Origin of the sequence: Marivita sp. (assembly GCF_051859345.1) — a bacterium.
GTDB lineage: Bacteria > Pseudomonadota > Alphaproteobacteria > Rhodobacterales > Rhodobacteraceae > Marivita.
Genome location: NZ_JBHYFV010000008.1, coordinates 17,051 through 42,044, shown reverse-complemented (window position 1 = coordinate 42,044; position 24,994 = coordinate 17,051). Strand labels below are relative to the sequence as shown.

Sequence of the window (24,994 nt, the reverse complement as noted above, 5' to 3'; positions counted from 1 at the left end):
AAGATGTATTCGCGCCTCATAGCCTGGCTCAAGATTCTGCTGCCGCTTGGTGCGCTTATCCTTCTGTCGACCATCTTTCTCTATTCGCGCGGGCCGGACCCGATTGCGACGCTGCCCGTCCTGACCGGCGGTGCGGACCCGACCACCAGTGAGCAGGTTGGTGGCCCGTTCTACGCCGGGACAACAGAAGGTGGTCAGGGTCTGACGCTGGCTGCCCGTCAGGCGCGGATCACAGATGCCAACAGTTCGAACATGACCGCAGACGATCTGCGTGCCGTCATTGACATCGAGAACGGCAATCGCATTGTCATCAATGCCACCGTCGGCCAGATGGAAGAGGGGGACCGCCTGCTGTTGCGCGACGGCGTCACGCTGGAAAGCACGTCTGGCTATACGGTTCGAACGGACGGATTGAATTCCGCAATAGACCGCGTGGCCATCGAAAGCACCGCCCCCGTCCAGGCGGATGGACCCGGCCTTACCCTTTCGGCGGGAAAGCTCCGAGTTGAAGAGACAGGCGAGACCGCAGATATTCAGTTGCTGTTCACGGATGGGGTAAAGCTGATATACACGCCGCAACAAGACGAGGCTGAGTGATGATCCGAACAGTGATGACCGTTGTGATGCTTGGTCTTGCAACGGCGGCAAATGCCCAAGGCACCGAAGTTGCGTTCGGCACCGTGCAACAGGATACGTCACTTCCGGTTGAGGTCAGTGCGGATGCGCTTTCTGTTTCGCAGAATGACGGATCGGCGCTTTTTACCGGGAATGTCATCATCGGTCAGGGCGAGATGCGCCTCACTGCGCCACGGGTGCTTGTGTTTTACACGGAAAACCAGAGCGGGGTGGAACGGCTCGAGGCAACGGGTGGTGTGACGCTCGTCAATGGCGATCAGGCGGCCGAATCCGACACGGCAGAATACGAGGTCAATCGCGGCACCATTCGGATGCTGGGCAATGTGCTTTTGACTCAGGGTGCCAATACGCTGGTGTCCGACAGTATGGATGTTGACCTGGAAAACGGAACCGCGCAGATGGCCGGCCGTGTCCGCACCGTGTTCCAATCGGGCGACAATTGATGTCGACGCCAAGCCTGTCCGTGACCGAAGGTCAAAGTGGACTGGTCGTCCGCCACCTGCGCAAGAGCTACAAAAAGCGGGTCGTTATCCGCGATGTGTCGCTTGAAGTGCGGCGCGGCGAGGTGGTGGCGCTGCTGGGCCCGAATGGGAGCGGCAAGACAACGTCCTTTTATGCCATCGCCGGTCTGGTGAACCCCGAAGGTGGTCAGGTTCTTATCGACGGACAAGACGTGACCTACCTGCCGATGTACCGCCGTGCGCGCATGGGCATCGGATATTTGCCGCAGGAAATGTCGATCTTTCGCGGCATGAGCGTCGAAGACAACATCAGCGCGATTCTCGACATCAGCCAATCGGACCGCCACAAACGGCGCGAACGGCTAGAGGAATTGTTGGGCGAATTTTCGATAGAACATCTGCGCCGTGCTCCGGCCCTGGCCCTTTCCGGGGGCGAGCGTCGCCGGGTCGAGATTGCGCGCTGTTTGGCGGCCGATCCCAAGTACCTCCTGCTTGACGAACCTTTTGCCGGTGTCGATCCGATCAGCGTGGGGGACATCCGTCACCTTGTGGCTGATCTCAAGAAGCGCGGCATCGGTGTGCTCATCACCGACCACAATGTGCGCGAGACGCTCGAAATCGTGGATCGCGCCTATATCCTGCACGATGGCAAGGTTCTCATGTCCGGCTCTCCGGACGAAGTTGTGCGCAATGAGAACGTGCGCCGCGTCTATCTGGGTGACAGTTTCCGGATCGGATAATTCCCGCTGCATTTGACAGAAATGATTGACAGGCAGCCATCTCGGGATTGAAATGGTGGCATGGCGATTGATGATACAGACCGTCACGTTCTGCACTGCCTGCCATCCCGGCTGGACAAGGAAACACAACGGTCGGCACGCCAGATTTCTTTTGTTTTCGATCCGCGATCCGGCAATGCCGGCGCCGGTCGGCTGCAAAACTAGAACAATAAAAAGGATATCCTATGCGTTACCAGATAACCGGCAAGCAGATAGACGTTGGTGAAGCGCTTCAGACTCATGTGCAGACTGAACTGGAAGCGATGCTTGGCAAATATGCCGGTCGTCCGACGGATGCGACCGTCGTCTTCTCCAAAAGCGCCCACGAATTTGTTTGTGAGACAGTTGTACACCTGTCGACCGGTTTGAACGCAACGGCCAAGGCGCATGCGACAGAGATCTATGCCGCTTTTGACGCCTGTTGCGAAAAAATGGACAAACAGTTGCGCCGCTATAAACGGCGTCTGAAGGACCATCACAAGGACCGGACAGAACCTGTTGAACTTTTTGGGGCATCCTCATATATCCTCGCCAGCGACGTGGACACGCAGGCCGACGAGCCAGAGTCTCTGCAGCCGATCATCGTCGCAGAGATGGAAACTCAGATTCCGTCGCTGACGGTCGGCGAAGCGGTGATGCAAATGGAAATAGCGGGACTGCCGGTTCTGGTGTTTCGAAATGACAAAAAGGACGGTGTAAACGTCGTATATCGCCGGGACGATGGAAACATCGGCTGGATTGATCCGTAAATTCAGGATACGGGCGACGTTCGTCCAAAAAACGAGCAGCACATGAAATTTGCAGACCTGTTGAATTCAAAGGCCGTCAAGGCCGTGACATCGGCATCCAGCAAGAAGCGCTTGATGCATGACATCGCCGATGTCGCGGAGTCGGCCTATGGCATCTCGGCGCAACAAGCTGTTGAGGCGCTGCTGGAACGCGAAAGCCTTGGCCCCACCGGTGTGGGCCATGGCGTCGCCCTGCCACATGCGCGGCTTGACGGGGTCGAGTCGGTGGTCGGGGTCTTTATCCTGCTGGAAAAGCCGCTTGATTTCCATGCGGTCGATCGTCAGCCGGTGGATGTGATCTTTGCGCTTTTTGCGCCGGAAGATGCCGGTGTCGAACACCTCAAGGCGCTGGCTTTGGTGTCCCGCACCCTGCGCGATCAGAGTTTCTGCTCAAAATTGCGGGCCAACCCCGATCCGGCAACGTTGCACACGATCATCACCGAAGCGGCGGCAGTTCAGGCTGCGTGACCAAAGCCCGCTCAGGTGGGCTTTGTCATGTCGAAATCCGAAAATCCGAACATCATGTAGTCGCGCGGATAGGCGTCACGACACAGTTTTTCCAACTGTGAATCGTAGATCTGGACAAGGCGATGATGATGCGGGTGGTCCCGTCGCGGCATCTCTGGTACTGTTGCCAATCCAAATTTTCCAGCCATACGGGGCAGCGCCTCGGGCAGGTCGTCTTCGCGTAGAACGTGATCGGGCAGACAGAAATCCGACAAACCTTGCAGACAGGTGACCTGACTGGCCCAATGCGCATCGACCCGGACGCTGGTTTGTCCGTTCAGGTTGGACCGCAGAAACTGCAAAAATCCGTCGAAAGCCGCCCTGTGGGAACGCAGATCATAAGCCGGGTCGTTCGGATTTTCGGGAAGCTGGAGATCGTGATAGCGGATCAACTGCTGGCGAATCTTGGAAAAGGTTCCCGGCCCGGTGTCCAGAATCTTGTCGCAGAATGCGGTGTGCGCGCGGGCCAGAGGATGACGCAGCACGGTGAAGCGCTGATGACCGGGATGTTCCTGCATCCAGCCACGCAGCGTCTTCTGGTTGAACTTGGTGATCAGGTCCGAACCATCGCCATCCAGAGAGAACATCCACTCCGTAACTTGGTCCTCGGGCCCCGAGCGGATCGGCATGTAAAGCAGCGGATGATGGTTGCAGGCGACATAGGAGGGCACAACCGGCCCGCGCCGTGGTTCAAAATTCGGGGTGCGGGTGAGGTCGAACCGGTCAAGGCCGCGCAGCGCCGTTTCCATCTGATCAAAATTCGCCACCTTGTCGGACAAAGGCTGCGGATTCTGCGGTTTGAGATTGGTCTGAAACGCATCTGGATCGGCCTGCGCACCCAGCCAATGCGCCAGTCCACTTAACACTTCGGTGTCGTGCAGGTCGTCGTAGCCGATGTAATACGCGCTTTGCCCGGTGACCTGTAGCGCGCGCATGATCTCAATCTGAAAGCTTTGGTTGCGCCCGATATGGCGTTCGAATTCATGCAGATCGAAATGCGCCTGCGCAATCTTGCGGTTCTTGACGTTGGTCAGCTTCCATTGATCCGTCGCCCGCGCGATCTTGAGGCTGATATAGCTGTCCAGCGGATTGCGCGTCAGAATGATCTTTGCGCAACGCCGATCCGACAGGAGGGTGGGCAGAATCCGTGGGTCATGGTCATGAAAATACCGAAACCCGCCAAGCCCGATAGTGCCGGTCCGGATGGTCCGCAAAAGCGTGTCCGGGTTGTCTTCGCGCTGCCGCTGCGAGACACCCAGTATATCAGTGCTGTTCGGGTAGCCGACGAAGTTCGGATTGAACGCCTCGCCATGGCAGGTGATGCCACTGATCTGGTTGAGATAGTCCTCAAGCAAATTCGATCCGGTTCGCATTTCCGCGAAAACGACAAAAAGATCAAAGTCTTGGGCCACGATTTATTTCTTCACAAGATAGGGTCGTGGACGCGGTGCAGTGCGGCCGGGTCCATGCGCGATCGGATCGGCCGGGAAATCGCCCATCAGATAGGGGTGCATCCCCTGGTTCTTGAGGTTTTGCAGAAATTGCCCAAAGCCCGTCAGATCGACCATCAAAGGCGCTTCGGTCAGGCGGCGGTTGGGCTGGAACCCAATCTCGTCCACAATGACCTGTATCGCCTCCATCGGGCTTTCGATGAATTCCGCCATAGTCCAGATACGCTTGCGGCATTTGGAATAGGGGGACCGGAGCGCATCAAGCATTTCGGTCTCGATCTTCTGCAACTGGGCCGCCTCGCGGCGCAGATCGGCAAAGCTGCGATTCGATTGAAACAGCGGGATCGCCCACGCCCCGCTGATCACCGACACCTGCGCGTTCGGGTCTTTTGCAATGTCCCAGATCACATGACGTGTGCTGCCTGGTCCAAGCTGAAAACACTGGCGTTCACCGCGCGTGTTCCACAAGAGGTTCGTCAGGAACATCTTGGTGTCATAGTCGCGCAAGGTCGCATTGTCCGACAGTGCCCCGTTCATCACGGTTTGCATTTCGGCAAAATGTGCCCGATCTGGCGCGAACAGATGGCCGTGTACCCGCGCGCCCGTCACTTGTGCCAACCACGGCTCAAAATCGGTAAAGAGCTCTGTGAAGCCCTGGAACACCGAATATTTGGCTGCCGTCACGCCATTTTCCCAATCCTCGTTGGGATGGCGGCTTTGCATGTAAAGCCCCGGACGCCCCCGCGTTCTGCGATCCACGGCCTTGGCAAAGATACGGTCGATCTTGCCGGGATTGGGTTCCTGCAGATTCAACTCTCCGGGTTTTGGGCTCAGGAAGGTTTCATAAAGCCGATCGGCGTTGTGCCAGATCTTGCGTGCAACAAAGCAATCCGACCGGCGCAGCAATTGCAGATGGTCATCATAGAAAATATGCGGCTTGCCCTGAAAATCGAACTTCGACAGGGTCAGGGACCGGCTGACCACATTGGTGGAATAAAGCCGGGTCAATGTCTGAAAATAGCTTTCATCCGGAATCCAGACATGCCGGAAGTAGCGGTCATATGACTTGCGCCTGGGGTCATGCAGGATCGACGTCAGTGTCTGTCGGGTCAGGCACCACCACTGGCTTCCCATGTGCGGGGTCAGACCATTTGGGATCTGGCGCTTGTATCCGATCTTGCGCTGCACTTCGACAAAGCGGTCGAACAGATACCGGTTGCGCCGCCACGAGAACGGGAACCGCATGGTAAAACGCTCTTCATCAAGGCCGCCAACTGTCCACGGCACATCCGCCGTTGTGGCGCTTTCGATGTGATCGGTGCGGGGTCGCGCCGTGAGGTAATCAATCAGTTCCTGAACCGGGCGCAGCGGCAGGCATGATCCGGAGGTCAGGTAGACATGGCTGACATCTTCGAATTCGGCCAGCATCTTTTCTCCGGCATCCTGACTTGCGGCGACCAATCCCCATGTGCCCCAGTCACAGCGATGCCGACGCGAAAAGCGCACCAACGGATCATCGCTCAGCCGTTCCACGAAGATCTTGTAGCGCTTGTTGGACACAATCTGATCGACATGGATCACAACCGGGCAACCCGCCTTGGTCCAATGCCGGGCCACCTGTTCCGCGCGATGCAGCGCGGTGTGAGCCAGCATGATGATTCCGATGCTCATGCCCAGTTGCCCATCGACATCAGACCCAGGATCTCAAGCTGTCGCCAGTTGATGTATTTCTCGGACCACTTGCACCACAGTTCGGGATTGTCCTGTAGCGCACTGGCATAGGCGACATATTCCTGACTGCCCGCATAATGTTCGCGGCGTTTCAGCTCTTCCATCGCCTTTTCGTTGAACGTGCTGATGAACTTGGTGTGCAGCAAGGCGCCGGATGCCTTTTCGCCACCCCATTCGTCATACACATAGTTCAAGCCACGGGGCAAAAGCATGTGGGTCGAACTGACATAGACATAGCGGCTGTCCCACTTGACCAGCGGGATCTTGTTCAGCGCCGGCGCAGCCTCGGGACGATCGGGGAAAAAGACCCGCGCACGCGGCCCCCCCTGAATCCAGAGATTGCCCAACATGTGATTGCGTTTCAGCGTGTAGTTGCCAGAATCGAACCACGACGCGATCTCAAGCGGGTTCTGGCCCGCCTGATACGGCACCGCGTCAATCCGGCCCTTGGGATACATGTCCAGCAACATCGCGCTGAACGACCGGATCGAAGACGCCTCAAGCCAGTCCGTCAGCGCGGGCAGGGGGCGGGAATCGCAGAACGGGTAGACAAAGAATTCGTCCGGATCGACGGTCAGGCACCAGTGATCATGCCCGTATCTGCGCAGCAGCCAATTCATCCAGTCCATGCCAAAGCGCGACCGCTTATAACTTTTGCGCGTGTGCCAGACGGAAACATCCGGCTGTTTCGCCAGCATTTCGGCCGTGCCATCGGTGCTGTCATTATCGACGAAAAAGAAATGGGACACACCCATCTCGCGGTAATACTTAAGAAAATACGGCAGGCGAACGCCTTCGTTCCGCAAGGTACAGAACAGAAGAATGTCGGTTTTTCGGATAAGGTCAGTGCGATTTGCGACAGGTTTCAGTTCGCGGCGTTTTCGAAACGCGCGAAGCCTCCAGCGTTTGCGCTGGAGTCGTAACCCATATCTTTGCACCACTCCCAAGAGTCAGCTGCCTGTTCGTTAGGTCGCAAGCCACGCAAAGGTATCAAAGAACGGTAAACAGCTTCTTGAAATGTGTCTGCCACGTCAGGGCCGCCAGAAACCCCGTTTTTTTCTGCTCACCGCTTTCGCCCCAACGTCTTTGCGCCAGTTGCTCAATATTGTTGCGCCAAGCGTAGCGTTCTGATTCGCCTGCGTAAATAGGGTATTCACCCAAGACCTCTTTGAAGACGGGCAAAGGGTTGCAGATCAGCGGCACTTTCAGATGCGCGGCTTCGATTGCCGGGTATCCGAACCCTTCCGCAAAGCTTGGAAACAAGAGGCCGTTGCTGTTCTGCAAGAGCGCCCACATCGCGTCATCGGCAAGGTCAAAGACCTCGTGAACATTCGCTGGGTGCCGGTCCAATCGGGCGAACACCTCTTCGTTCATCCATCCCCTGCGCCCACAGAGGATCAAATGCGGATCGTCCGGTCCTGCAAACTCGGTCCACAGATCCAGCAGGAATCCGATGTTCTTGCGCGGCTCGATTGTGCCAATGGCCATGAAATAGGGGTGTCCCGACCACGGACCCTGCGGCGCTGTTCCAATCTTCATCATAGGCAATCCGGGCCAGATCACATGGACGCGGTCGGCCTCCAGATGCTGTGTATGGCCCAGAATGCGCGCTTTGGTGTCGTGTGAATTGCAGATCACAAGGTCGGCATGGCGATCCACCCGCGCGAAGGCCTGTTTGAAGGCCAGTCGGGATTTCTGTGTCTGCGTGTCCGGCCAGTCCAGAGGGATCGTGTCATGCAGATAGATCCCGATCCGAAGCCCGTCACAGCCCCGCAGCGCGTGAATGGTCCGGTCGTTGAAATTGGTCTGGCCCGAGTTCAGGTACACGGTTCCGCGCGGAAGATGCCGCCCGAGCATCTTGCCAAGCCGTGATGGGGTTGCGCGATCCAGCGCAGTCCTGCGCAAGCCGCTTTCCGTCCTGGCACGCGCCGCGTCCCCTTTGCGCGACAGGCGCGAGATCAGATCCGCCGTCTTCCAGATCGGTTCATCGCAATGGGTCAGAAGTGCCGTGCAGCCGCCTTTGTCCAGCAGCAGATACCCCAGCCGTGTGCGCACCAGCCCGAAGAGCGGCGCGGAGTCCATTGCCAGATGTTCGATATAGGCCCGTTCGATCCGGTCGATCCCGGTTGGGCGCAGTCCCGCCCGACTGACCGTTCGGGTCACGTCCAGAAGATGCGCAGAGGCTGGACTATTCGCGGTAGTCTGCAACTTGATGCCACCGCCATGCGTCTTCGATCATCTGTGGCATGGTCGACTTGCGTGGCTGCCAGTTCAGTTCTTCCTCGGCCCGGCTTGACCCCGACACCAGCTTGATCGCGTCGCCCCCGCGCCGGTCGCCCAGCGTGGTTGGCACGTCCCGGTTTGTCACACGCCGCGCGGAATCGATCACGTCGCGCACCGAAAATCCCGACCCAGTGCCAAGGTTGAAATCCCGGCTGCCCTTGCCATCCAGCAACCAACGCAGCCCAAGGATATGCGCATCCACAAGATCGGACACATGCACATAATCGCGGATACAGGTGCCATCCTCGGTCGGGTAATCCGTCCCGTAAATCGTCACACCATCCCGCACACCCGCCACCGCATCCAGAACGATGGGGATCAGGTGTGTCTCGGGGCGGTGGAATTCGCCGACCTGTGCCTCGGGATCGGCCCCGGCCACGTTGAAGTAGCGAAAGATCACATGGCGCATCCCGTGCGTGACACCGAAATCATGAAGAATCCGCTCAACCGCCTGTTTGGACGCACCGTATGCGTTCAGCGGTTCTTGTGGTGTGGTTTCGTTCAGGACCACGTTGTCCTGATCGCCATAGGTCGCGCAGGTCGATGAGAACACGAGATCAAGGCACCCATGCGCCACCGCCGCTTCGACAAGGTTCAGTGACCCAAGGACATTGTTGCGCCAGTAAAGGCCGGGATTGTTCATCGCCTCGTCCACACGGCTTAGCGCGGCAAAATGGAGTATGGCCTTGGGATTGTGCTTTTCGAACACCCGGTCAATCGACGCGCGGTCCGTCAGATCGCCTTCGACAAACGGCCCGAACCGGACGGCATCGCGCCACCCGGTCGAGAAATTGTCAAAGGTGATCGGTGTAAACCCGGCCTGTGCCAGCGCCTTGCAGGCATGCGAGCCGATGTAACCGGCACCGCCCGTGACAAGTATGTCCATCAGTTACTCTGCCGCGTTGTCGATTTGCATGACCGAATTCAGGAATGCGCGCAGATCATCTTTCAGATCGTCGCGTGCCAACCCGAAGGCCACGGTGGCCTGCAGGAACCCGGCTTTGGAACCACAATCAAACCGCTGTCCACGGAAACGGTAGCCGTAGACACCGGTTCCGTCGATTTCCTGTGCAATGGCATCCGTCAGCTGGATTTCGCCCCCGGCCCCTGTCTTGAGCTTGTTGAGGTTCTTGAGAACCTTCGGATCAAGGATGTACCGTCCGATCACGGCAAGGTTCGAAGGCGCATCTTCGACCTTTGGCTTTTCCACCATGCCCTTGACGGAAACCATCGACTGCATGTCTTCCTTGATGTCCAGGATACCATAGCTCGACGTTTTCTCTCGCGGGACTTCCATGGCCGCAACCATGTTGCCGCCGGTTTCCTCATAGGCTTCGACCATCTGCTGCAGGCACGGTTTTTCGGCCGCGATCACATCGTCGGGCAGCATGACAGCAAAGGGTTCGTTCCCGATCAGACGACGCGCACACCAGACCGCATGCCCCAGGCCAAGCGCCTTGTGCTGGCGCATATACGCAATTGCGCCGCTTTCCATATTTGTGGATTTCAGATCCTCGAGGATGTCGGTCTTACCCTTCTTGCGTAATTCCTGTTCCAGGATGGGAGATTCATCAAAGTAATCCTCAAGCGCGCTTTTCCCGCGCGAGGTGACAAAGATGAATTCCTTTATTCCCGCCGCGCGCGCCTCATCAATGGCGTATTGCACCAATGGGCGATCCACGAGGGTCATGATTTCTTTGGGAACGGATTTCGTTGCAGGCAAAAAGCGTGTGCCGAGCCCCGCAACAGGGAAAACGGCTTTGGTGACTTTTCTACGCATCGGGCTGCTCCTTTTTGGTCGCGTCTTACTGCGCGTTATCTGATATGCCACAGTATTGCTCTCAGGGGTATGACTTAACTGGGGAATTATTGCGGCCTTTTACCAACTTTTGCTTAATCTCCACACAGCAGCCATTTTTTTGAGCGAATTCCAGCAAGCCGTTCCAGAGTGCGGTGAATACGCTTCTGCCGGGTGCTTTTTTGCAACAAGGGTTCGGCCCGGTCTTCCCGGCCAAAGATACCACCAGTGTGGAGCCAGTACCCATCGTCAGTGAATGCCACGCAATGATATCGGGCATCGGGCCTGTAATCGAACACGGTGACGCGATGTCCTTGCGCAACCATCGTTTTGGCTTTGTTCAGGATCTTCGTATCGGTGCGGTGACGCTTGACGAGGTAGATGTCTGTCTGGTTCCCGAAATGGACCGCCTCGATTGTGGCGTTCTGCGATGCCCATTCTGGTTCTGGCGGGGACGTTCTTGTCAGTCCTTCGGCGTAGCCTTCATGCAATTCACGGATCAATCTGGTCACGTCATCCGGTGTCAGTGACCCGATCTGCATATGCCGCAACAGCCAAGTGCGCCGGTCCGCCAGGAACGCCTGCCGTGCCTGATCTCGCGCAGGCTGCACGCAATGTTTCGCGTGAAAGACAGCGGCAGAGGCGGCAATCTCGGACACGCTGCGCGGCGTGCGGGCACCATCGCGGAAATCGCTTGGGCCAGATCCGTGATGCACCACGGCGCGCGGCACAAAAAGGGTTTGGCCACCCTGCCGCGAAATCCGAAACGTCAGGTCGGTCTCATCCAGGTAAAAGGCAAACCGCTCATCAAACCCGCCATGGTCCTGAATGACCTGCCGACGAAGTGCCATATTGGTTCCATGCAGGCGGGGATGCTGATCCTCCACAGATGTGATGGCGACGGGGTCTGGCCCTGTCGCTGCAACCCGACAGGATTGCCCGGTTGCATCCACCCGCGCCGCGCCGTGCTGAAGCGACAGGCCATTGCGGCCAAGCGTGGTTCCACCAGCCTGCATCACCCGCGGATCGGTGAAGACCTCTGAAAGATGTCCAAGCCATGTCGGTTCCGGCACGGCATCATCGTCGATAAAGGCGATCACGTCGCCGCGCGCAGCCGACACGCCGATATTGCGCGCAGTCGAGATATTGGCGACGTCACAGTCGCAGACCCGATCCATGCCCAATTCCCGTGCAACGCGCGCACCGGCAGGACAGGCCACGACGATTGTCTCAAATCGCGGATAGTCCAGTTGCGCGATGGCCCGCAGGCACCGCTTTAACCAGACAGGTCGGTTCCGGCTGACGACAATGACGCTGATCGGAATATGCGCCATTGCCAAGGTCAGACAGGCGCGAGGTCGATGCCCGGTGCCGTTGCAACAAAGAAGGGATTGGCAAATGTCGGCTTCCCGTAGCTCAGCGTTTGCAGATCATCCAACCGCAAGACCTGCCCACCCGCACCGTTCAGAACCGCGTGGCCCGCAGCAGTGTCCCATTCCATCGTGCGTCCCAACCGCGGATAGAAATCCGCCTCACCGGTCGCCACCAGACAGAACTTGAGCGATGAGCCCGCGCTTTTGCTGTCCTTGACGGCGTAGCGGTTGATGTAATCATCCGTCGCCTGGTCGCGGTGCGATTTCGACGCCACCACCATCAGCGCATCGCTGTCCGGTTTGGAGACATGGATCGGGTTGGTCGCGCCGACACTGTCTTTGGCAAAACTGCCGGTTTCCTCAATGCTCTGGCCAGACGCGTCTGTATAAAACAGCCGGTCCTTGGCAGGGGCATAGACCACGCCACGCGTCGGAACACCGTTTTCCACCAATGCGATGTTCACGGTAAAGTCGCCGCGACGGTGAATGAATTCCTTGGTTCCATCAAGCGGATCGACGATCAGGAAATCGCGCACGTCAAGATCATGCGTGTCAGATTGTTCTTCCGTCACCAACGCAATGCCCGGAAATTCCGCCCGCAATCCTTTGGAGATCAGCGCATCCGCCGCTTCATCCGCGGCCGTCACCGGGCTGTCGTCCGATTTTGAGCGCACGTCAAAGTCATCGGCATGGTAGATTTCCATGATCTTGTCGCCTGCCTCAAGCGCAAGACGACGCATCGTGTGCATCAGTGCATCATAGTCTATCGCCATCTGTCCTCACGTCGATTGATTTGAAAGCGCTTCTCTCTTATCATCCGCTTAACACATGTCCGCAACAACAGTCAGACCAACTGACGTAAAAACGCGGGCTGAGGCAAAGGCAGAAGCAGATGTTCCAGAAATCGGCTCCAACGAACCGGATGGATTCGGCCGTAAATATTGCTGAACTCATCTTTCACAACACTGTTCGCGCCATCCGCAAGACGCATGGCAACGCGTTCATGTCCATCGCGATGAGCGTGTTTCAATCGCTGATGTTCGTTCTCTTTTTCTTTGTCATGTTCACCATCATGGGGGTCAAGGGACTCGCCCTGCGGGGTGATTTCGTCATTTTCCTTTTGACGGGCATTTTCCTGTTCATGACCCACAACAAGGCTGTCGGCGCGGTTTTGGGAAGCGAGGGGCCATCCAGCCCGATGATGCAACACGCACCGATGAACACGTTTATCTCGATCGTGTCCGGCATGTTGTCCACGCTTTACATCCAAGTGCTCGCGATGTTCTTCATCCTGTTCGTCTACGACGTGGCAATGAACCCTTATGTCCTGCAAGAGATCGTGGACCCGCCCAAGGTCATGGGCATGCTTTTGCTGTCCTGGTTCTCCGGTGGAGCGGTCGGCATGGTGTTTCTCGCTATGAAACCCTGGTTTCCGGGCTTCACCAGCACAGTGTCCACCCTTTACAAGCGGGCGAACATGATCGCGTCGGGCAAGATGTTTGTGGCAAATTCCCTGCCGTCTTTCATGGTGTCGCTGTTCGATTGGAACCCGTTGTTTCACACGATTGATCAGGCCCGCGGTTTTGCGTTCGTCAACTATGTGCCGCGCAATTCGAATTGGGAATATGTGATGTATCTGTCGCTGACGCTTCTCATGATCGGGCTGATGGGGGAATTCTATACCCGCAAACACGCTTCGGCATCGTGGTCCGCGCGCCGCTGATCAGCGCTCAACGCGCCTCATCGGCCCAATGCTGCATCAAGGCTTTCAAGATCGTCCTGATTGCTCAGGAACAGGGAAACCGGGCGCAGCGCAGGGACGTGAAGACATGCCACCAGCAGACACAGCATCATTGGCGTGGACAGAAACGCCCCGGCGACTCCCCAAAGCCACCCCCAGAACAGCAACGACACAAGGATGACCGTCGGCGAAAGGACGATCTGATGCCCTTGCAACAGCGGGTCGATCAGATTGCCTACCACCTGTTCGATGGCAAAGATGCCGACGCCGACCCAGAATGCGGTGACCGGGTCAAGCGCGAGAAAGGCGTATAGCACCGGCAGGATGCCTGAAATCAGCGAGCCGAGATTGGGAATATAAGTCAGGACAAAGGTCAGCACCGCCCAGACGACCAGAAGATCAAGACCAAAGAGTGCCAGCCACCCAGCATACAGTGCCGCCTGAATGAGGCCGATACCGGTCCGCACCAAAAGGAAACGCCGCAGTCGCATCGCGATCACATCTTTCATGGTGTCCCAGGCTTTCAAATCCCGTGGTGACAACAGGTCTGCCGTCTTTGCCGACCAACGCGGCAATTCCGTCAGCGCCAGCATCACGATGAAGAACACGATCAGCAAAGCCGACAGGAAGGCTCCGGTCATCGTCGCGGCTCCGGTTGCAATCGACGTAGCCTTGCCGACCAGCCATTCGCCCAACCGGCTTCCGGCACTGCCCCAAACCTCGCGCAGGGTGTGGACCAACTCGCTGGTTTGCTCCCTGTCATCAGCTCCCTGGCCCGGAACCAGCGCGTCAATTTCGTCGGAAATGGCGGGCAGGGCTTCGATAGCCTGCTGTGCGGCGAAATAAAGTGCGCCGAACAACAGGGTCAGTGACGCAATCAGGACAAGCATCACCAGCAGATGTGCGCCCCACGCCAGCCAACCCGGCAGGAGTCTTTTCAGACAACGATCAAGCGGCGCGACCAAGAGGGTGATCAGGACAGCGAACACAATCGGCACGAGGACAATTCCAGCAATCCGCATCACGAAAATCAAAACGATCGCAAGCAGCAACCCCAGGAACCAAAGGGCGATCCGGAGTCTTGAGGCATCAGGCCAATCTTTCTGGGGCGTGTCTGGCATCTTGTGCGGTGCTCGCGGAATGGCTGGAACAGTGCTGGCTAAACGCGAAGCTTTGCCGCTCGGTTCCGGACTGGCACGCCTGTGTCGTCTCTGCGCGCCTTTGGAATTTTTTTGGTCTTGCGGTGAACGCAAACGCAGTGGTGAGCGTTGACCTGTATGTTCGCCGAGTGGTCTCTTGTGCTTCTTTTCGCCCTCGGTGGCGTGACCGCCTTGGTCATCATGGTCTCCGGACTCCGGATGACCGCACTGGCCGACCGCATTGCCGACCGCACAGGATTGGGTGAGGCGCTCATCGGTGGCGTACTTCTAGGAGCGGCGACATCGTTTTCAGGCACCATCGTGTCGCTGACTGCAGCACTGGACGGGCGGGCCTCCCTGGCGTTTTCAAATGGCATCGGCGGCATCGCCGCGCAGACGGCGTTCCTGGCCATTGCAGACCTGCTCTACCGGCGCGCCAACCTTGAACATGCGGCGGCAGAGCTTGCCAACGTGTTCCAATGCGGTCTGCTTCTGCTTCTCTTGTCAGTCCCCTTCGCCGCCTATGCAGCGCCCGAGATCGCCGTCTTGGGTATTCATCCCGCGTCATTGATATTGGTGATTGTCTACGGCTTTGGCGTGGTGGCCACGTCACGCCTGCGCCAATCGCCGATGTGGAGACCGGTTCACACAGCAGAAACCCGCGACGACACAGCAGACGAGGAGGACGAGTCCGACAAGCCTGCCCGCGGATTGGTTGCGCAGTTCCTGATCCTGATGCTGATCATGGGCTGCGCGGGTTGGTTGGTTTCACAGCTTGGTGCGCAGTTGATTGACCGACTGGGCCTCTCCGCGTCACTTGCCGGGGCGTTGATCACGGCTGTGATCACGTCCTTGCCGGAACTTGTCACCACTTTGGCTGCCGTGCGCCGGGGTGCGTTGCAACTGGCCGTCGGAGGGATTATCGGGGGCAACACCTTTGACACCCTTTTCTTGACCATCTCGGACATCGGCTATCGCGACGGTTCGATCTACCATGCCATCGCCCGTACTGACCTGTTCTGGCTGGCGGTGGCCATGCTGATGACCGGGGTCTTGATGCTTGGCCTGCTTTACCGCGAAAAGCAGGGACCGGCAGGGATCGGACGGGAAAGCCTTTTGCTCCTGACCATCTATCTGGCGGCGATCGCGGTGCAGGCGATTTTGGGCTGATGTCCCGGCGGCCTTGGTGGAACGACCTGATGGACCGGCGCGGTATCAAACATGACGCTTCAGGTGCGGGCAGACTCGCGCAGGAAGCCCCGCGCAAGCAACAACACGGTGGCGGACATCAGCACACCGCCCGCAACCCACATCAGCGCCCCGGCCAGCGCCTGATCGGAACTGCCTGTCATGCCCCAGGACAGCGCGGCGACCTCGTGCCATCTGTGCCAGGGCGATGGCGCGAAGATCAGCAGGATGGCAAGCATCGTCATCTGCGACGCTGTCCCGGCAAGGACCAGCACGGTTTCGAACGGTTGCGTGGCAGTGCGATGCTGCAACCCGGCCCAAAGCGCGACCGCGCTGGCCAGAAGGCTCAGATGCATGGACCAGTAGGCAAGATCGGATTCCAGCGTCCAGGAATAAGGTTCGGGCGCATGCCAAATCCAGAACAGGGCGGCAAAGATCAGCGCCGCAATCGGTGTGGGTGGAATGTAAGACCGCCACATCCGGGCCAGAAGCGGTGCCGCCACCAATGTCAGAAGCAGATGCTGGCCGACACGCGCGGAAAACAGCGCCATCGACAGGGCGCAGAGCGGCGACACAAACAGCACGGCCACCAGCGCCCAACCGCCCAGACCGTGTTTCCGTGCGGCACCGTTTGACTGCCAGAGGATCAGGGCAAGCGCCACCGCAAGCCCGATGAGCAATCCCGGCTCCAATGTCCAGCGGGTCAGCCAGTCGTTTGGACCGGGCGGCATACCGCAATAGGGGATATAGGCGTCGGGATTCATGTCAGCCTCCGCAACTTGAGGAATAGAAAAGGGGCAGCGCCTCGGCCAGGATGGCCAGCAGGAAGATGATCGCGCCCAGACGGACCGCCCATCGCAACCCGTCCTCTGAAGGCGGGCGGATCGCGGGCCAAAGGGCAATCACCCCGCAGATCAGGGTAATCCCGGCCCCAAGAAAAACCAGCATCGGCATGTCGATCAGGTCACGCGGGGCACAGGCCGCCGAAATCAGCGCATAGACAGCGATGAAATGCACCGTCCAGGCCAGCGCCGGAATGGTGAGTGCCCAGACTTGTCGGCCAAGGGCGGTCATTGCAAACCTCCCAACGCGCCGGCAAGGAAAAGCGCCGCCGTGATGGTGACCATGGCCCCGGTGCCCTTGGCATAGGTGGCAAGGTTGTAATCCGGAAGGCATTGCCCCGCGCCGACACATCCCGCGACCTTGCGCGCGCAATTGAACAGCGCCCAAAAAAGGGTGACGAACAGGTTCGCTGCGACAAAGGCGACAACGGCCCACATGGTTGCACCAAGCGCGGTTCCCCAAGGGTCGGTGTCCACAATCGCCAAAGCCAGGCAAAGCGCTGATCCCGCCGACACAAGGGCCACCGCGATATTGCAGAACACGGCAATCCCGATCCGGTCGGCGAGGGCCACACGGCGGTTCACCATGCCCGATCCGATCAGGACCACACCCGCCAAACCCGCCAGCACGGTCCAAAAGATCATCGGCTCGCCTGTTCGGGCGGCAAATGTGGGATAGACGTTCCAGAGATACAGGATGGCAAACAGCAACGAGGCAAAGAGCGCGTAAAGCACCAGCATCGTCCCCACCACCGCGATGTGCATGTGGCTGCGTTTCTCCACGATGTTGACGGGAAGAACGTGACCCAGCCCGGCATCGCGGGTGACGCCGCTGTCGGACGGCTCCCATGCCCAAATCGCAAAGCCGAACAGCGACACGGCAATCCCACCCAGTGCGACCCAATAGGCGCTGGCCAGGGTTGCGGCAAAGGCCACGGCAAGGGCGAAAGCGGTGAACATCGGCACAAAACTCGGATGCGGCAGGCGCAGGATCTGAATTGGAGTGCCGCTGACCGGATCACAGCCGATGGTTTCGCGCCGCCCGTCGTTCAGCCTGGCCAGCATCCCGTCCACCTCATGCGCGTGATTGTCCAGAAGATGCGGATGATCCCAAAGCGGTTCGCAGCTCGAGACCGGTGGAATGGCATGGAAGTTGAAGCCAACGGCAACGGTTGGATAAAGCCACTCCATCGTGCCTGCCCCCCACGGGTCGCGCCCCGCCAGAGGACCGCGTTTCAGGTGGCGGACAAAATCGAAGACAAAAAGCGCGACACCGGCGGCAAGGATGTAGGATCCAAGGGAACTCAGCAGGTTCAACCGATCCCACCCGATCCCCTCGGGATAAGTGGCGATGCGACGCGGCATCCCGCGCAATCCGGTGACGTGCATCAGGAGAAATGTTGTGTTGAAGCCAATGAACATCAGCCAGAACACCCATTTGCCAAGGCGCTCCGACAGCATCCGCCCGGTGATGCTGGGCGCCCAATAGTAGAACGCGCCGAAAAGCGGAAACACCATGCCGCCGATCAGGACGTAATGCAGGTGGGCCACCACGAAATAGCTGTCATGCGCCTGCCAGTTGAACGGAACACTGGCAAGCATCACGCCGGTCAATCCGCCCAGCACAAAGATGAAGAGGAACCCCAGCACGAAAAGCATCGGCGTCGTCAAGCGCACCTTGCCCTGCGCCAGCGTGGCAATGAAGGCAAAGATCTGCACTCCGGTCGGCACCGCCACCATGGTCGAGGCCGCCGAGAAAAGCGACAGCGACAGGATCGGCAAACCGGTCGTGAACATGTGGTGCGCCCAGAGGCCGAAACTGATGAACCCCATCGACACCACCGCCGCCACCACAAAGCCGTAGCCGAAAAGCGGCTTGCCCACAAAGGTCGGCAGGATCGTGGCGACCATTCCGGCGGCGGGCAGGAAGATGATATAGACCTCGGGATGGCCGAACAGCCAGAAAAGGTGCTGCCACAGAAGCGGATCACCCCCGAGCGTCGGGTCGAAAAACGGCAACCCCAGCAAGCGGTTCGCCTCAAGCAGGATCGACCCGATGATGAGTGGCGGAAAGCCGATGGCGATCATGAAGGCGGTGACAAGCATGTACCATGCGAAGATCGGCATCTTGGTCAGGCTCATCCCCGGCGCGCGGGCGCAGAGGATGGCGGCGATCAGTTCCACCGCCGCCGTGACCGAGGCGATCTCGGCGAAGGTGATGCCGATCAGCCAGAAATCCGCCGACAAGCCCGACGTGAAGGCGTTGGTGGACAGGGGCACATACATGAACCAGCCGCCATCGGGGGCCGCGTCAAACAGGAAGGATGACAAGACGATGATCCCGCCGAACAGGTAGCAGTAATAGCTGAACTGCCCAAGGCGCGGGAAGATCAGGTCACGCGCGCCCAGCATCATCGGGATCAGGTAGATTGCGAACCCTTCAAGGATCGGGATCGCGAACAGGAACATCATCAATGTCCCGTGCATGGTGAAAACCTGATTGTAGGTCTCGTTGTCCAGAAACGTGTTCCCCGGCACGATCAACTGCGTGCGCACCAGAAGCGCCAGAAAACCCGCGATCAGGAAAAAGACAAAGCCGGTATAGATGAACCGCTTGCCGACGACCCGGTGACTGACCGACGAGAACCGGCGAAACCCGGTGGGCGTGGCCCAGATCTCTTCCAGCGACTTGCCGGGGTCGCCTTTTCGGGTGCCGGAATAGGTGTCGCCATGGTCGATCATTGTCATTTCAGGCTCTCCAGCCAGACGGCGACGGCGCGCAGGTCAGGGCCGCTCAGGTGGTTGTAGGACGGCATCTCTGCGCCGGGTTTCATGTCACCCACATCGGCGATCCAGCCGGCAAGGTTGCCAAGGTTCATGCGCCACATCCCCGCGCCCAGACTGGCCCGCGCCCCGACACGGGACAGATCCGGCCCCAATTGTCCGGTTTCCGACACGCCGCGCACCGCATGGCAAGCAATGCAGCCGGAGGTCAGGAACACCTCCTTGCCGCGCCGTTCCTGTGGAGTGACAGCGTCTCGGGCCTCGTCCTCGAGCCCATCGAGATAGGTGGCATAAGCATCTGCGGGAAGAACCACGACCTCGAACGCCATCAGCGGGTGTGACAAGCCGCAGAACTCGGCGCATTGCCCACGAAAGCGACCCTCTTTGGTTGCGGTGACGGTCAGTTCGTTGATGCGACCGGGGATCATGTCCATCTTGCCCGCGATCGACGGCACCCAGAAGGAATGGATCACGTCATCCGAAAGCAGCCGCAGCGTGACCGGCACGCTTTTTGGCAACACGATTTCATTGGCGTCACGCAACGCGCGCCCGTCCGCGTCCTGCACCACATCCCACCAGTATTGATGCCCCGTCACCTCGATCACCGGGGTGTCCGGCCCGGTTCCGCCGGTGATCGCGCGCAGCGTGGTGGCTGAAAAGAAGGTCAGGAGTGCCAGAGTGACCAGCGGGAAGACGATCCCGCCGCCGACGATCCACCAGTTGCGCCCGCCGCCGTTGGACCGCCACGCCAGCAAGGTGGCACTCATGACGATGAAAAAGATGGCCAACCCCACGAGGGTCATGCCATTGGTCAACCACAGCGTACTCGCCGCGCCGATACCGGCATCGGCATAGGTGGTTTGAGATCCGAACTGATCGAGCGTTGACGTCATCGGTCTTGCCGGAGCGTATAGAGATAGGCAGCCATGTCGCGTCCCTCGGACTCGGTCAGGCCCAGATCGGGCATGGCGGTGTCAGGGGAATGCACCGATGGTCGCATGAGCCAATCCACCAGATCGCCGGGCCTGTTCGGCAGGACGCCGGCCACATAGGCGCGGTCGCGAAACCCTGCGAGGCTTGGCCCCACTGTGCCATGTGCACGGGACACGCCCGGAACGATATGACAGGATCCACAGCCGTGTTGCGCGATCAAGGACGCTCCGCGTTCCGCATCCGCGTCATGCAGGACCATGCTGGCTGCTTCCCAATCGGGATGCCCATCCTCTGGCGCGGAGCGCAGCGTATCAAAACTGTCACTCATGGCGGTTCTGGCGGTCAGGATGGCATTTCCAACCGGATCATGCCCCGGCGTTCCCAGCGCCCAGAACCCGACACCCACGGAAAGCCCTATGCCGACCAAGATGCTGACAATGGCGGCCAAGGGGCTTTTTTGACGGTCCTCTCCGGACATGTAGCCTCACTCCGTCACGGCCATGTCCGGGTCGATCGCGGCACCGTCACGCGTCACGCGGGCGTAATATTCGGCCACCGCGTCCATGTCGCTTTCATCCATCTTGCGGGCAATCGACGACATGACGTTCATCGCATCATTGTCCCGCACGCCCTCTTTCCAAAGCTCAAGCTGAAGCGCCATGTAACTGGCATATTGCCCGGCCAGGTAGGGAACCGAGGGGGCAAGCCCGGTGCCGCTTGGCCCGTGACAGTTGACGCAGGCGGGAATGCCCTTTTCAGCGGATCCCACGGCGGCCAGTTGACCACCCCATTGCAGGCGCGTGCCCTCGACATCGCCGTGTTTCGGGATAGTGCCGGTCGGCATCGCACCGTAATAGGCCGACACCGCCTCCATCTCGTATTCGGTCAGGCGTTCCGCAATGGCGCTCATGACCTGGTTGGGCCGCGCGCCGCTGGTGTAATCGACAAGCTGTTTATCAAGATACCATCCCGGTTGCCCGTCCAGCCGAGGAAAGGCTCCCGAGCCATCGCCATGCCCGTCAACCCCGTGGCAGGTGATGCAGGCCATGCCCGACCCGCCGTTTTCCGCGCCACCCATGGCAACAAGACGGCCAACCTCCAGAAGATCGTCGTCAGGCGTCCGGTCCACCGTCGCGTTGAAGGCAACATCGTCCTGTTCCAGCCGGTCCTCCAGCATCCGGATGGTCGGCCCGTCCGAGAAATCCTGCGCGCTGACGGCCCAGGACACGCCAAGCAGGATGGGAAGCGATACCAAAGCTGTGATCTGGGTCTGTCTCATGTCGGGTCTCCTTCAGGCATCCATCAGCGGGCGGGGATTGGCGAGATAGTCGTTTTTCATGTGATCCAGCGTCCAATAGGCCAGACCCATCAGCGGTCCCGTCGGGTTGTAACCAAGGTTCTGTGGGAACAGGCAGGCACCGAAGACAAACACGTTGTGATGGTCCCACATCTGGCCATAGCGGTTGACGACGCTGGTTGTCGGATCGGTTCCCATGACCGCCCCGCCGACATTGTGCGTGGTCTGATAGGGCACAACCGAATAGCTTGACCCTTCGGCGGCGCGGTTGGAGGTGCTCACCTCGGTCACATGGTCCATGTTGCGGGCGATTTCCTCGGCCTTGGACAGGACATATTTCGACATCCGGCGATCATTTTCGGGGAAATCGAAGGTCATGCGCAAAAGTGGCTGGCCGTAATCGTCCACATAGGTCGGATCGAGGTCGAGATGGTTCTGCGGCACCGACACCGACGATCCGTGTACGGTCAGCCCGATATGGTGCAGGTAATTGTCCCGCACCGCCTGTTTCCATTCCCGCCCCCAGGACGGAGTGCCGGGTGGTGTTGGCTGATAATTGATCGGGCGGCCGTTGGTCTGGGTGGCGCTGATATAGCCGCCGCCGACAAAGCCAAGATCGGTGTGATCGAAATTGTCGCCGTTGAAATCGTCGATGGACACGCCCATCGCGCCCGCCCCCATGAAGGGATTGGACCAGACATCCTTGTTGAAAAAGACCGAGGCCGAGGCGAGGGTCTGATACGAGTAGTTCCGCCCGACCGTGCCTTGCCCGCTCGCGGGGTCGTAAGGTGTCCCCAGGCCGCTGACCAGCATCAGATGCACATTCCACAGCGCATAGGCGTTGAGGCAGACCGTATCGGCGGGCTGGAACACTTCGCGCCCGTCGCCGTCGATATAGGTTACGCCGGTAGCGGTCGCCCCATCGGCGGATTTCTCGACGCGCAAAACATGGGTTTCGGTGCGCAACTCGAAATTCTCGTGATCCTTGAGCACGTCATAGATGCAGATGATCGGATCGGCCTTGGCCAGATAGCCACAGCCGAAGCGTTCACAAAAACCGCAATAGGTGCAGGGATGCAGCTTGGCCCCATAGGGATTTTCGTATTCCCGTGTGACATTCGCCGATGGCATCTGGAACGGATGATACCCCATTTCCGCCGCCGCCTTGCGGAACAGTTCCTGCGGCGGAGAGCTTTTCATCGGTGGGTTGGGATAGTCCTCGCTGCGCGGTCCTTCGAAGATGTTGCCGCCGCTGACCTGTTCACCGTCAAGATTGCCGGTGGTCCCGGCAGTGCCGCAGATTTTGTCGAAGAAATCCAGATGCGGCTCAAGTTCGTCATAACTCACACCCCAGTCCTGTACCGTCAGACCGTCCAGAACGTCCGCTCCGTATGTGTCACGGTAATGCGTCGCCATGTTCAGATCGCTGGGCAAGGGCCGCCAAAGCTGGCCGTTCCAGTGAATGCCTGCGCCACCCAGCCCCTTGCCGGGAAGGAATGATCCCAGCCGACGCATAGGCAAGGCAGTTTGCGCATCGGTGTTGCGAAAGCTGAGCGTCTTGACCGGGGTATCGACCATGTGTCCCTTGCGACGGGCGTACTTCAGTTCGTCATGTTCCTCCGGCGCGCCAAAGCTGGTGGCACTGTGCCGCCAGCCGCCGCGTTCCAGAACGACACACCGCTGCCCAGCATTTGCCAGTTCATAAGCCGCCGCCAGCCCGGTCCAGCCGGCCCCCACGATCACCACATCGGTTTTCGGCAATTCGGTAACCATCTCAGCCGTCCTTTCGTGTCATGGCGCTGGCCCCCATCGAGGCCGAGCGGTTGGTTCCGGGGATATGGCCGATGCCCTTGGGGGGCGCGTTGAAGGGGCGGTTCTTGTCGACAAATTCGGTGTAATAGGCATGGGCGCCGGGAAAGCCGATCATTTCCCAACCAGCATAATCGCGATTGCCGCCGTAAAGCGGATCGCCGAAATATCCCTCCTTGGTCAGTGCCCAAAGCTCTTCGAACACCATCGACGGCTTGGTTCCGTTCACCGGTTCCGAGGACTCTGACACCGCGCGCACCACCTCATCGCGCCGATCCGCTTCAAAAATCGCCAGATCCTGCCCCGCCTCAAGCGCACCTGCGATGAAACTGCGGATCAGCCGGGCGGGCACCATGTCTGATTGATACCCCTGTTCGGGCGTGCCGTCCTGAAACGGCCCTTGCATGTAGAGTTCGTCACCCTGCCCATAGCCGCTGGCCAGTTGCAGGTCGATGAAATCCACCACACCCGCCTGACTGGCGCTGGGAAACTCGTCTTCGGGGATCAGTACGTCGCAGAAGGCGGCCAGAAATTTCGCTTCGGCATCGGTCAGAAAGAACCACGGGACACCGTCGAATTCCGCAAATCGGTTTTGAGCATCAAGCGATCCGGGCATGGCGGCGGCAATCCCCGCAGCCCCGATCTTGGTCAAAATGGCGCGGCGTGAAAAATGCGGCATTGGGGGAACTCCGTCTTCTTGTCTCTCTCAGAAAACGGGGGGGATGGGGCTTGGTTCCCAAAAAAATCACAAAATTGTCAACGGTTCGCGCCAATTTCGGTCAAGAGGCGCTCTGACTTTTGTCGTCGGAGCTGAAATACGCATCCAGATCAGACTTCACATTTTCATCCACCAGCAGCACAAGCTTGTCGCCCGCATCAAGCTTTGTGTCCTCGGAAACAAGGTCTTCCACCTCGCCCCTTGCGATCCCGATCGCGCGGCAGCGTTCCGGCAGGTCAAGGTCTCTTACCGTAGCCCCGTCAAGCCGCTTCGGGATCTGGTAGCCGACAAGTTGCAACCCCTTGTGGAACCGCAATTCCATCGCGGCATCGTCGTTGTCTTCGAGCAGACGCACGATCGACCGCGCGACCCGCGAATGCGGCGCGATCAGATCTTCGAGGCCAAGTTCCTCGCATACGGAAATCAATTCGCCACGGACGATCTGCGGCAACACGCGTTCAAACCCGATGGATTTACCGACCGCAGCGGCAAGGATATTCACGTCATCGCTGTTGGTCAGCAGGACCAGTGCGTCCGCGTGATCGCCATAGGCGTCGCGCTGGATCGACGGCAGGGATCCGTCGCCATGCAGCATCCCGCAATCCAGATCCTCTTCCAGGCTTTCAAGCCGGCTTCGATCACTGTCCACCAGAACGACCTCGTGTCCCTTGTCCAGCAATTGGCGGGTGGTGGCTTGTCCAAAGCGCGATGCGCCCACAACAACGATCCTCATGGT

The 24,994-nt window shown here is 59.0% G+C and carries 25 protein-coding genes; 7 read left to right on the top strand and 18 right to left on the bottom strand.

The features are described 5' to 3' along the window. The first annotated feature begins 3 nt into the window (after positions 1-3). The 5 genes from lptC (at position 4) to ACTIEN_RS07540 (ending at position 3,132) form a co-directional block, all read left to right on the top strand. Positions 4-597, top strand: a complete 594-nt coding sequence (gene lptC, locus ACTIEN_RS07560) for an LPS export ABC transporter periplasmic protein LptC (RefSeq protein WP_439522512.1) — start codon at positions 4-6, stop codon at positions 595-597. Then, the gene (locus ACTIEN_RS07555; protein ID WP_439522511.1) at positions 597-1,079 is read left to right on the top strand and encodes an LptA/OstA family protein; all 483 of its coding nucleotides are present in this window, start codon (positions 597-599) and stop codon (positions 1,077-1,079) included. Before lptC ends, ACTIEN_RS07555 begins: the two co-directional genes overlap by 1 nt. Beyond that, entirely contained in the window at positions 1,079-1,837 is a 759-nt protein-coding gene (gene lptB / locus ACTIEN_RS07550) for an LPS export ABC transporter ATP-binding protein (RefSeq protein ID WP_439522510.1), read from the top strand. The genes ACTIEN_RS07555 and lptB overlap by 1 nt, the downstream gene beginning before the upstream one ends. A gap of 224 nt (positions 1,838-2,061) precedes the next feature. After that, complete coding sequence (gene hpf / locus ACTIEN_RS07545; protein WP_439522509.1) at positions 2,062-2,625, top strand: ribosome hibernation-promoting factor, HPF/YfiA family; 564 nt, start codon at positions 2,062-2,064, stop codon at positions 2,623-2,625. A 42-nt stretch (positions 2,626-2,667) separates the two neighbouring features. Continuing rightward, complete coding sequence (locus tag ACTIEN_RS07540) at positions 2,668-3,132, top strand: PTS sugar transporter subunit IIA (RefSeq protein WP_439522508.1); 465 nt, start codon at positions 2,668-2,670, stop codon at positions 3,130-3,132. 11 nt (positions 3,133-3,143) lie between these two features. On the opposite strand, the gene ACTIEN_RS07535 is transcribed toward ACTIEN_RS07540, so the two are convergent. The 8 genes from ACTIEN_RS07535 to cysQ all read right to left on the bottom strand — a co-directional run bounded on the left by ACTIEN_RS07535 (position 3,144) and on the right by cysQ (position 12,574). After that, a complete protein-coding gene (locus ACTIEN_RS07535; RefSeq protein WP_439522507.1) occupies positions 3,144-4,583 on the bottom strand; it encodes a sulfotransferase family 2 domain-containing protein in 1,440 nt (479 codons plus the stop codon). Positions 4,584-4,586: 3 nt separating this feature from the next. Then, positions 4,587-6,293: a DUF5927 domain-containing protein gene (locus ACTIEN_RS07530; protein ID WP_439522506.1), complete on the bottom strand. Its 1,707-nt coding sequence runs from the start codon at positions 6,291-6,293 to the stop codon at positions 4,587-4,589. Beyond that, a complete protein-coding gene (locus ACTIEN_RS07525) occupies positions 6,290-7,300 on the bottom strand; it encodes a glycosyltransferase family 2 protein (RefSeq protein ID WP_439522505.1) in 1,011 nt (336 codons plus the stop codon). The genes ACTIEN_RS07530 and ACTIEN_RS07525 overlap by 4 nt, the downstream gene beginning before the upstream one ends. Positions 7,301-7,343: 43 nt before the next feature. Then, on the bottom strand, positions 7,344-8,561 hold the full coding sequence (locus ACTIEN_RS07520) for a glycosyltransferase (protein WP_439522504.1): 1,218 nt from the start codon (positions 8,559-8,561) through the stop codon (positions 7,344-7,346). Further along, positions 8,542-9,525, bottom strand: a complete 984-nt coding sequence (galE, locus tag ACTIEN_RS07515) for a UDP-glucose 4-epimerase GalE (RefSeq protein ID WP_439522592.1) — start codon at positions 9,523-9,525, stop codon at positions 8,542-8,544. Before galE ends, ACTIEN_RS07520 begins: the two co-directional genes overlap by 20 nt. Continuing rightward, the gene (galU, locus tag ACTIEN_RS07510) at positions 9,526-10,416 is read right to left on the bottom strand and encodes a UTP--glucose-1-phosphate uridylyltransferase GalU (protein WP_439522503.1); all 891 of its coding nucleotides are present in this window, start codon (positions 10,414-10,416) and stop codon (positions 9,526-9,528) included. It lies immediately after the preceding gene. A 113-nt stretch (positions 10,417-10,529) separates the two neighbouring features. After that, entirely contained in the window at positions 10,530-11,768 is a 1,239-nt protein-coding gene (locus tag ACTIEN_RS07505; protein ID WP_439522502.1) for a glycosyltransferase family 2 protein, read from the bottom strand. An 8-nt stretch (positions 11,769-11,776) separates the two neighbouring features. Then, a complete protein-coding gene (gene cysQ, locus ACTIEN_RS07500; RefSeq protein ID WP_439522591.1) occupies positions 11,777-12,574 on the bottom strand; it encodes a 3'(2'),5'-bisphosphate nucleotidase CysQ in 798 nt (265 codons plus the stop codon). A 125-nt stretch (positions 12,575-12,699) separates the two neighbouring features. Between cysQ and ACTIEN_RS07495 the strand changes: the two genes are divergently transcribed. Further along, on the top strand, positions 12,700-13,530 hold the full coding sequence (locus tag ACTIEN_RS07495) for an ABC transporter permease (protein ID WP_439522501.1): 831 nt from the start codon (positions 12,700-12,702) through the stop codon (positions 13,528-13,530). 17 nt (positions 13,531-13,547) lie between these two features. Here the strand turns inward: ACTIEN_RS07495 and ACTIEN_RS07490 are convergent, their stop codons facing one another. Further along, the gene (locus ACTIEN_RS07490; protein WP_439522500.1) at positions 13,548-14,669 is read right to left on the bottom strand and encodes an AI-2E family transporter; all 1,122 of its coding nucleotides are present in this window, start codon (positions 14,667-14,669) and stop codon (positions 13,548-13,550) included. Positions 14,670-14,846: 177 nt separating this feature from the next. On the opposite strand from ACTIEN_RS07490, the gene ACTIEN_RS07485 reads away from it, so the two are divergent. Continuing rightward, a complete protein-coding gene (locus ACTIEN_RS07485) occupies positions 14,847-15,857 on the top strand; it encodes a sodium:calcium antiporter (RefSeq protein ID WP_439522499.1) in 1,011 nt (336 codons plus the stop codon). A 59-nt stretch (positions 15,858-15,916) separates the two neighbouring features. Here ACTIEN_RS07485 and ACTIEN_RS07480 read toward each other — a convergent pair whose 3' ends face one another. The 9 genes from ACTIEN_RS07480 to ACTIEN_RS07440 form a co-directional block, all read right to left on the bottom strand. Further along, positions 15,917-16,639: a cytochrome c oxidase assembly protein gene (locus tag ACTIEN_RS07480; protein WP_439522498.1), complete on the bottom strand. Its 723-nt coding sequence runs from the start codon at positions 16,637-16,639 to the stop codon at positions 15,917-15,919. Between the two features lies 1 nt (position 16,640). Then, positions 16,641-16,949 (bottom strand): hypothetical protein, encoded by a 309-nt coding sequence (locus tag ACTIEN_RS07475; RefSeq protein ID WP_439522497.1) that lies wholly within the window; start codon positions 16,947-16,949, stop codon positions 16,641-16,643. Then, a complete protein-coding gene (gene ctaD / locus ACTIEN_RS07470) occupies positions 16,946-19,465 on the bottom strand; it encodes a cytochrome c oxidase subunit I (protein ID WP_439522496.1) in 2,520 nt (839 codons plus the stop codon). Before ctaD ends, ACTIEN_RS07475 begins: the two co-directional genes overlap by 4 nt. Further along, entirely contained in the window at positions 19,462-20,394 is a 933-nt protein-coding gene (locus tag ACTIEN_RS07465; RefSeq protein WP_439522495.1) for a cytochrome c oxidase subunit II, read from the bottom strand. Before ACTIEN_RS07465 ends, ctaD begins: the two co-directional genes overlap by 4 nt. Further along, positions 20,391-20,912, bottom strand: a complete 522-nt coding sequence (locus ACTIEN_RS07460) for a c-type cytochrome (protein WP_439522494.1) — start codon at positions 20,910-20,912, stop codon at positions 20,391-20,393. The genes ACTIEN_RS07465 and ACTIEN_RS07460 overlap by 4 nt, the downstream gene beginning before the upstream one ends. A 6-nt stretch (positions 20,913-20,918) precedes the next feature. Further along, the gene (locus tag ACTIEN_RS07455) at positions 20,919-21,713 is read right to left on the bottom strand and encodes a c-type cytochrome (RefSeq protein ID WP_439522493.1); all 795 of its coding nucleotides are present in this window, start codon (positions 21,711-21,713) and stop codon (positions 20,919-20,921) included. Positions 21,714-21,725: 12 nt separating this feature from the next. Beyond that, complete coding sequence (locus ACTIEN_RS07450) at positions 21,726-23,504, bottom strand: GMC family oxidoreductase (RefSeq protein ID WP_439522492.1); 1,779 nt, start codon at positions 23,502-23,504, stop codon at positions 21,726-21,728. A 1-nt stretch (position 23,505) separates the two neighbouring features. Then, positions 23,506-24,219, bottom strand: coding sequence for a gluconate 2-dehydrogenase subunit 3 family protein (locus tag ACTIEN_RS07445; protein ID WP_439522491.1), 714 nt, complete (start codon positions 24,217-24,219; stop codon positions 23,506-23,508). 100 nt (positions 24,220-24,319) lie between these two features. Continuing rightward, positions 24,320-24,991: a potassium channel family protein gene (locus ACTIEN_RS07440; protein WP_439522490.1), complete on the bottom strand. Its 672-nt coding sequence runs from the start codon at positions 24,989-24,991 to the stop codon at positions 24,320-24,322. Positions 24,992-24,994: the final 3 nt, after the last annotated feature.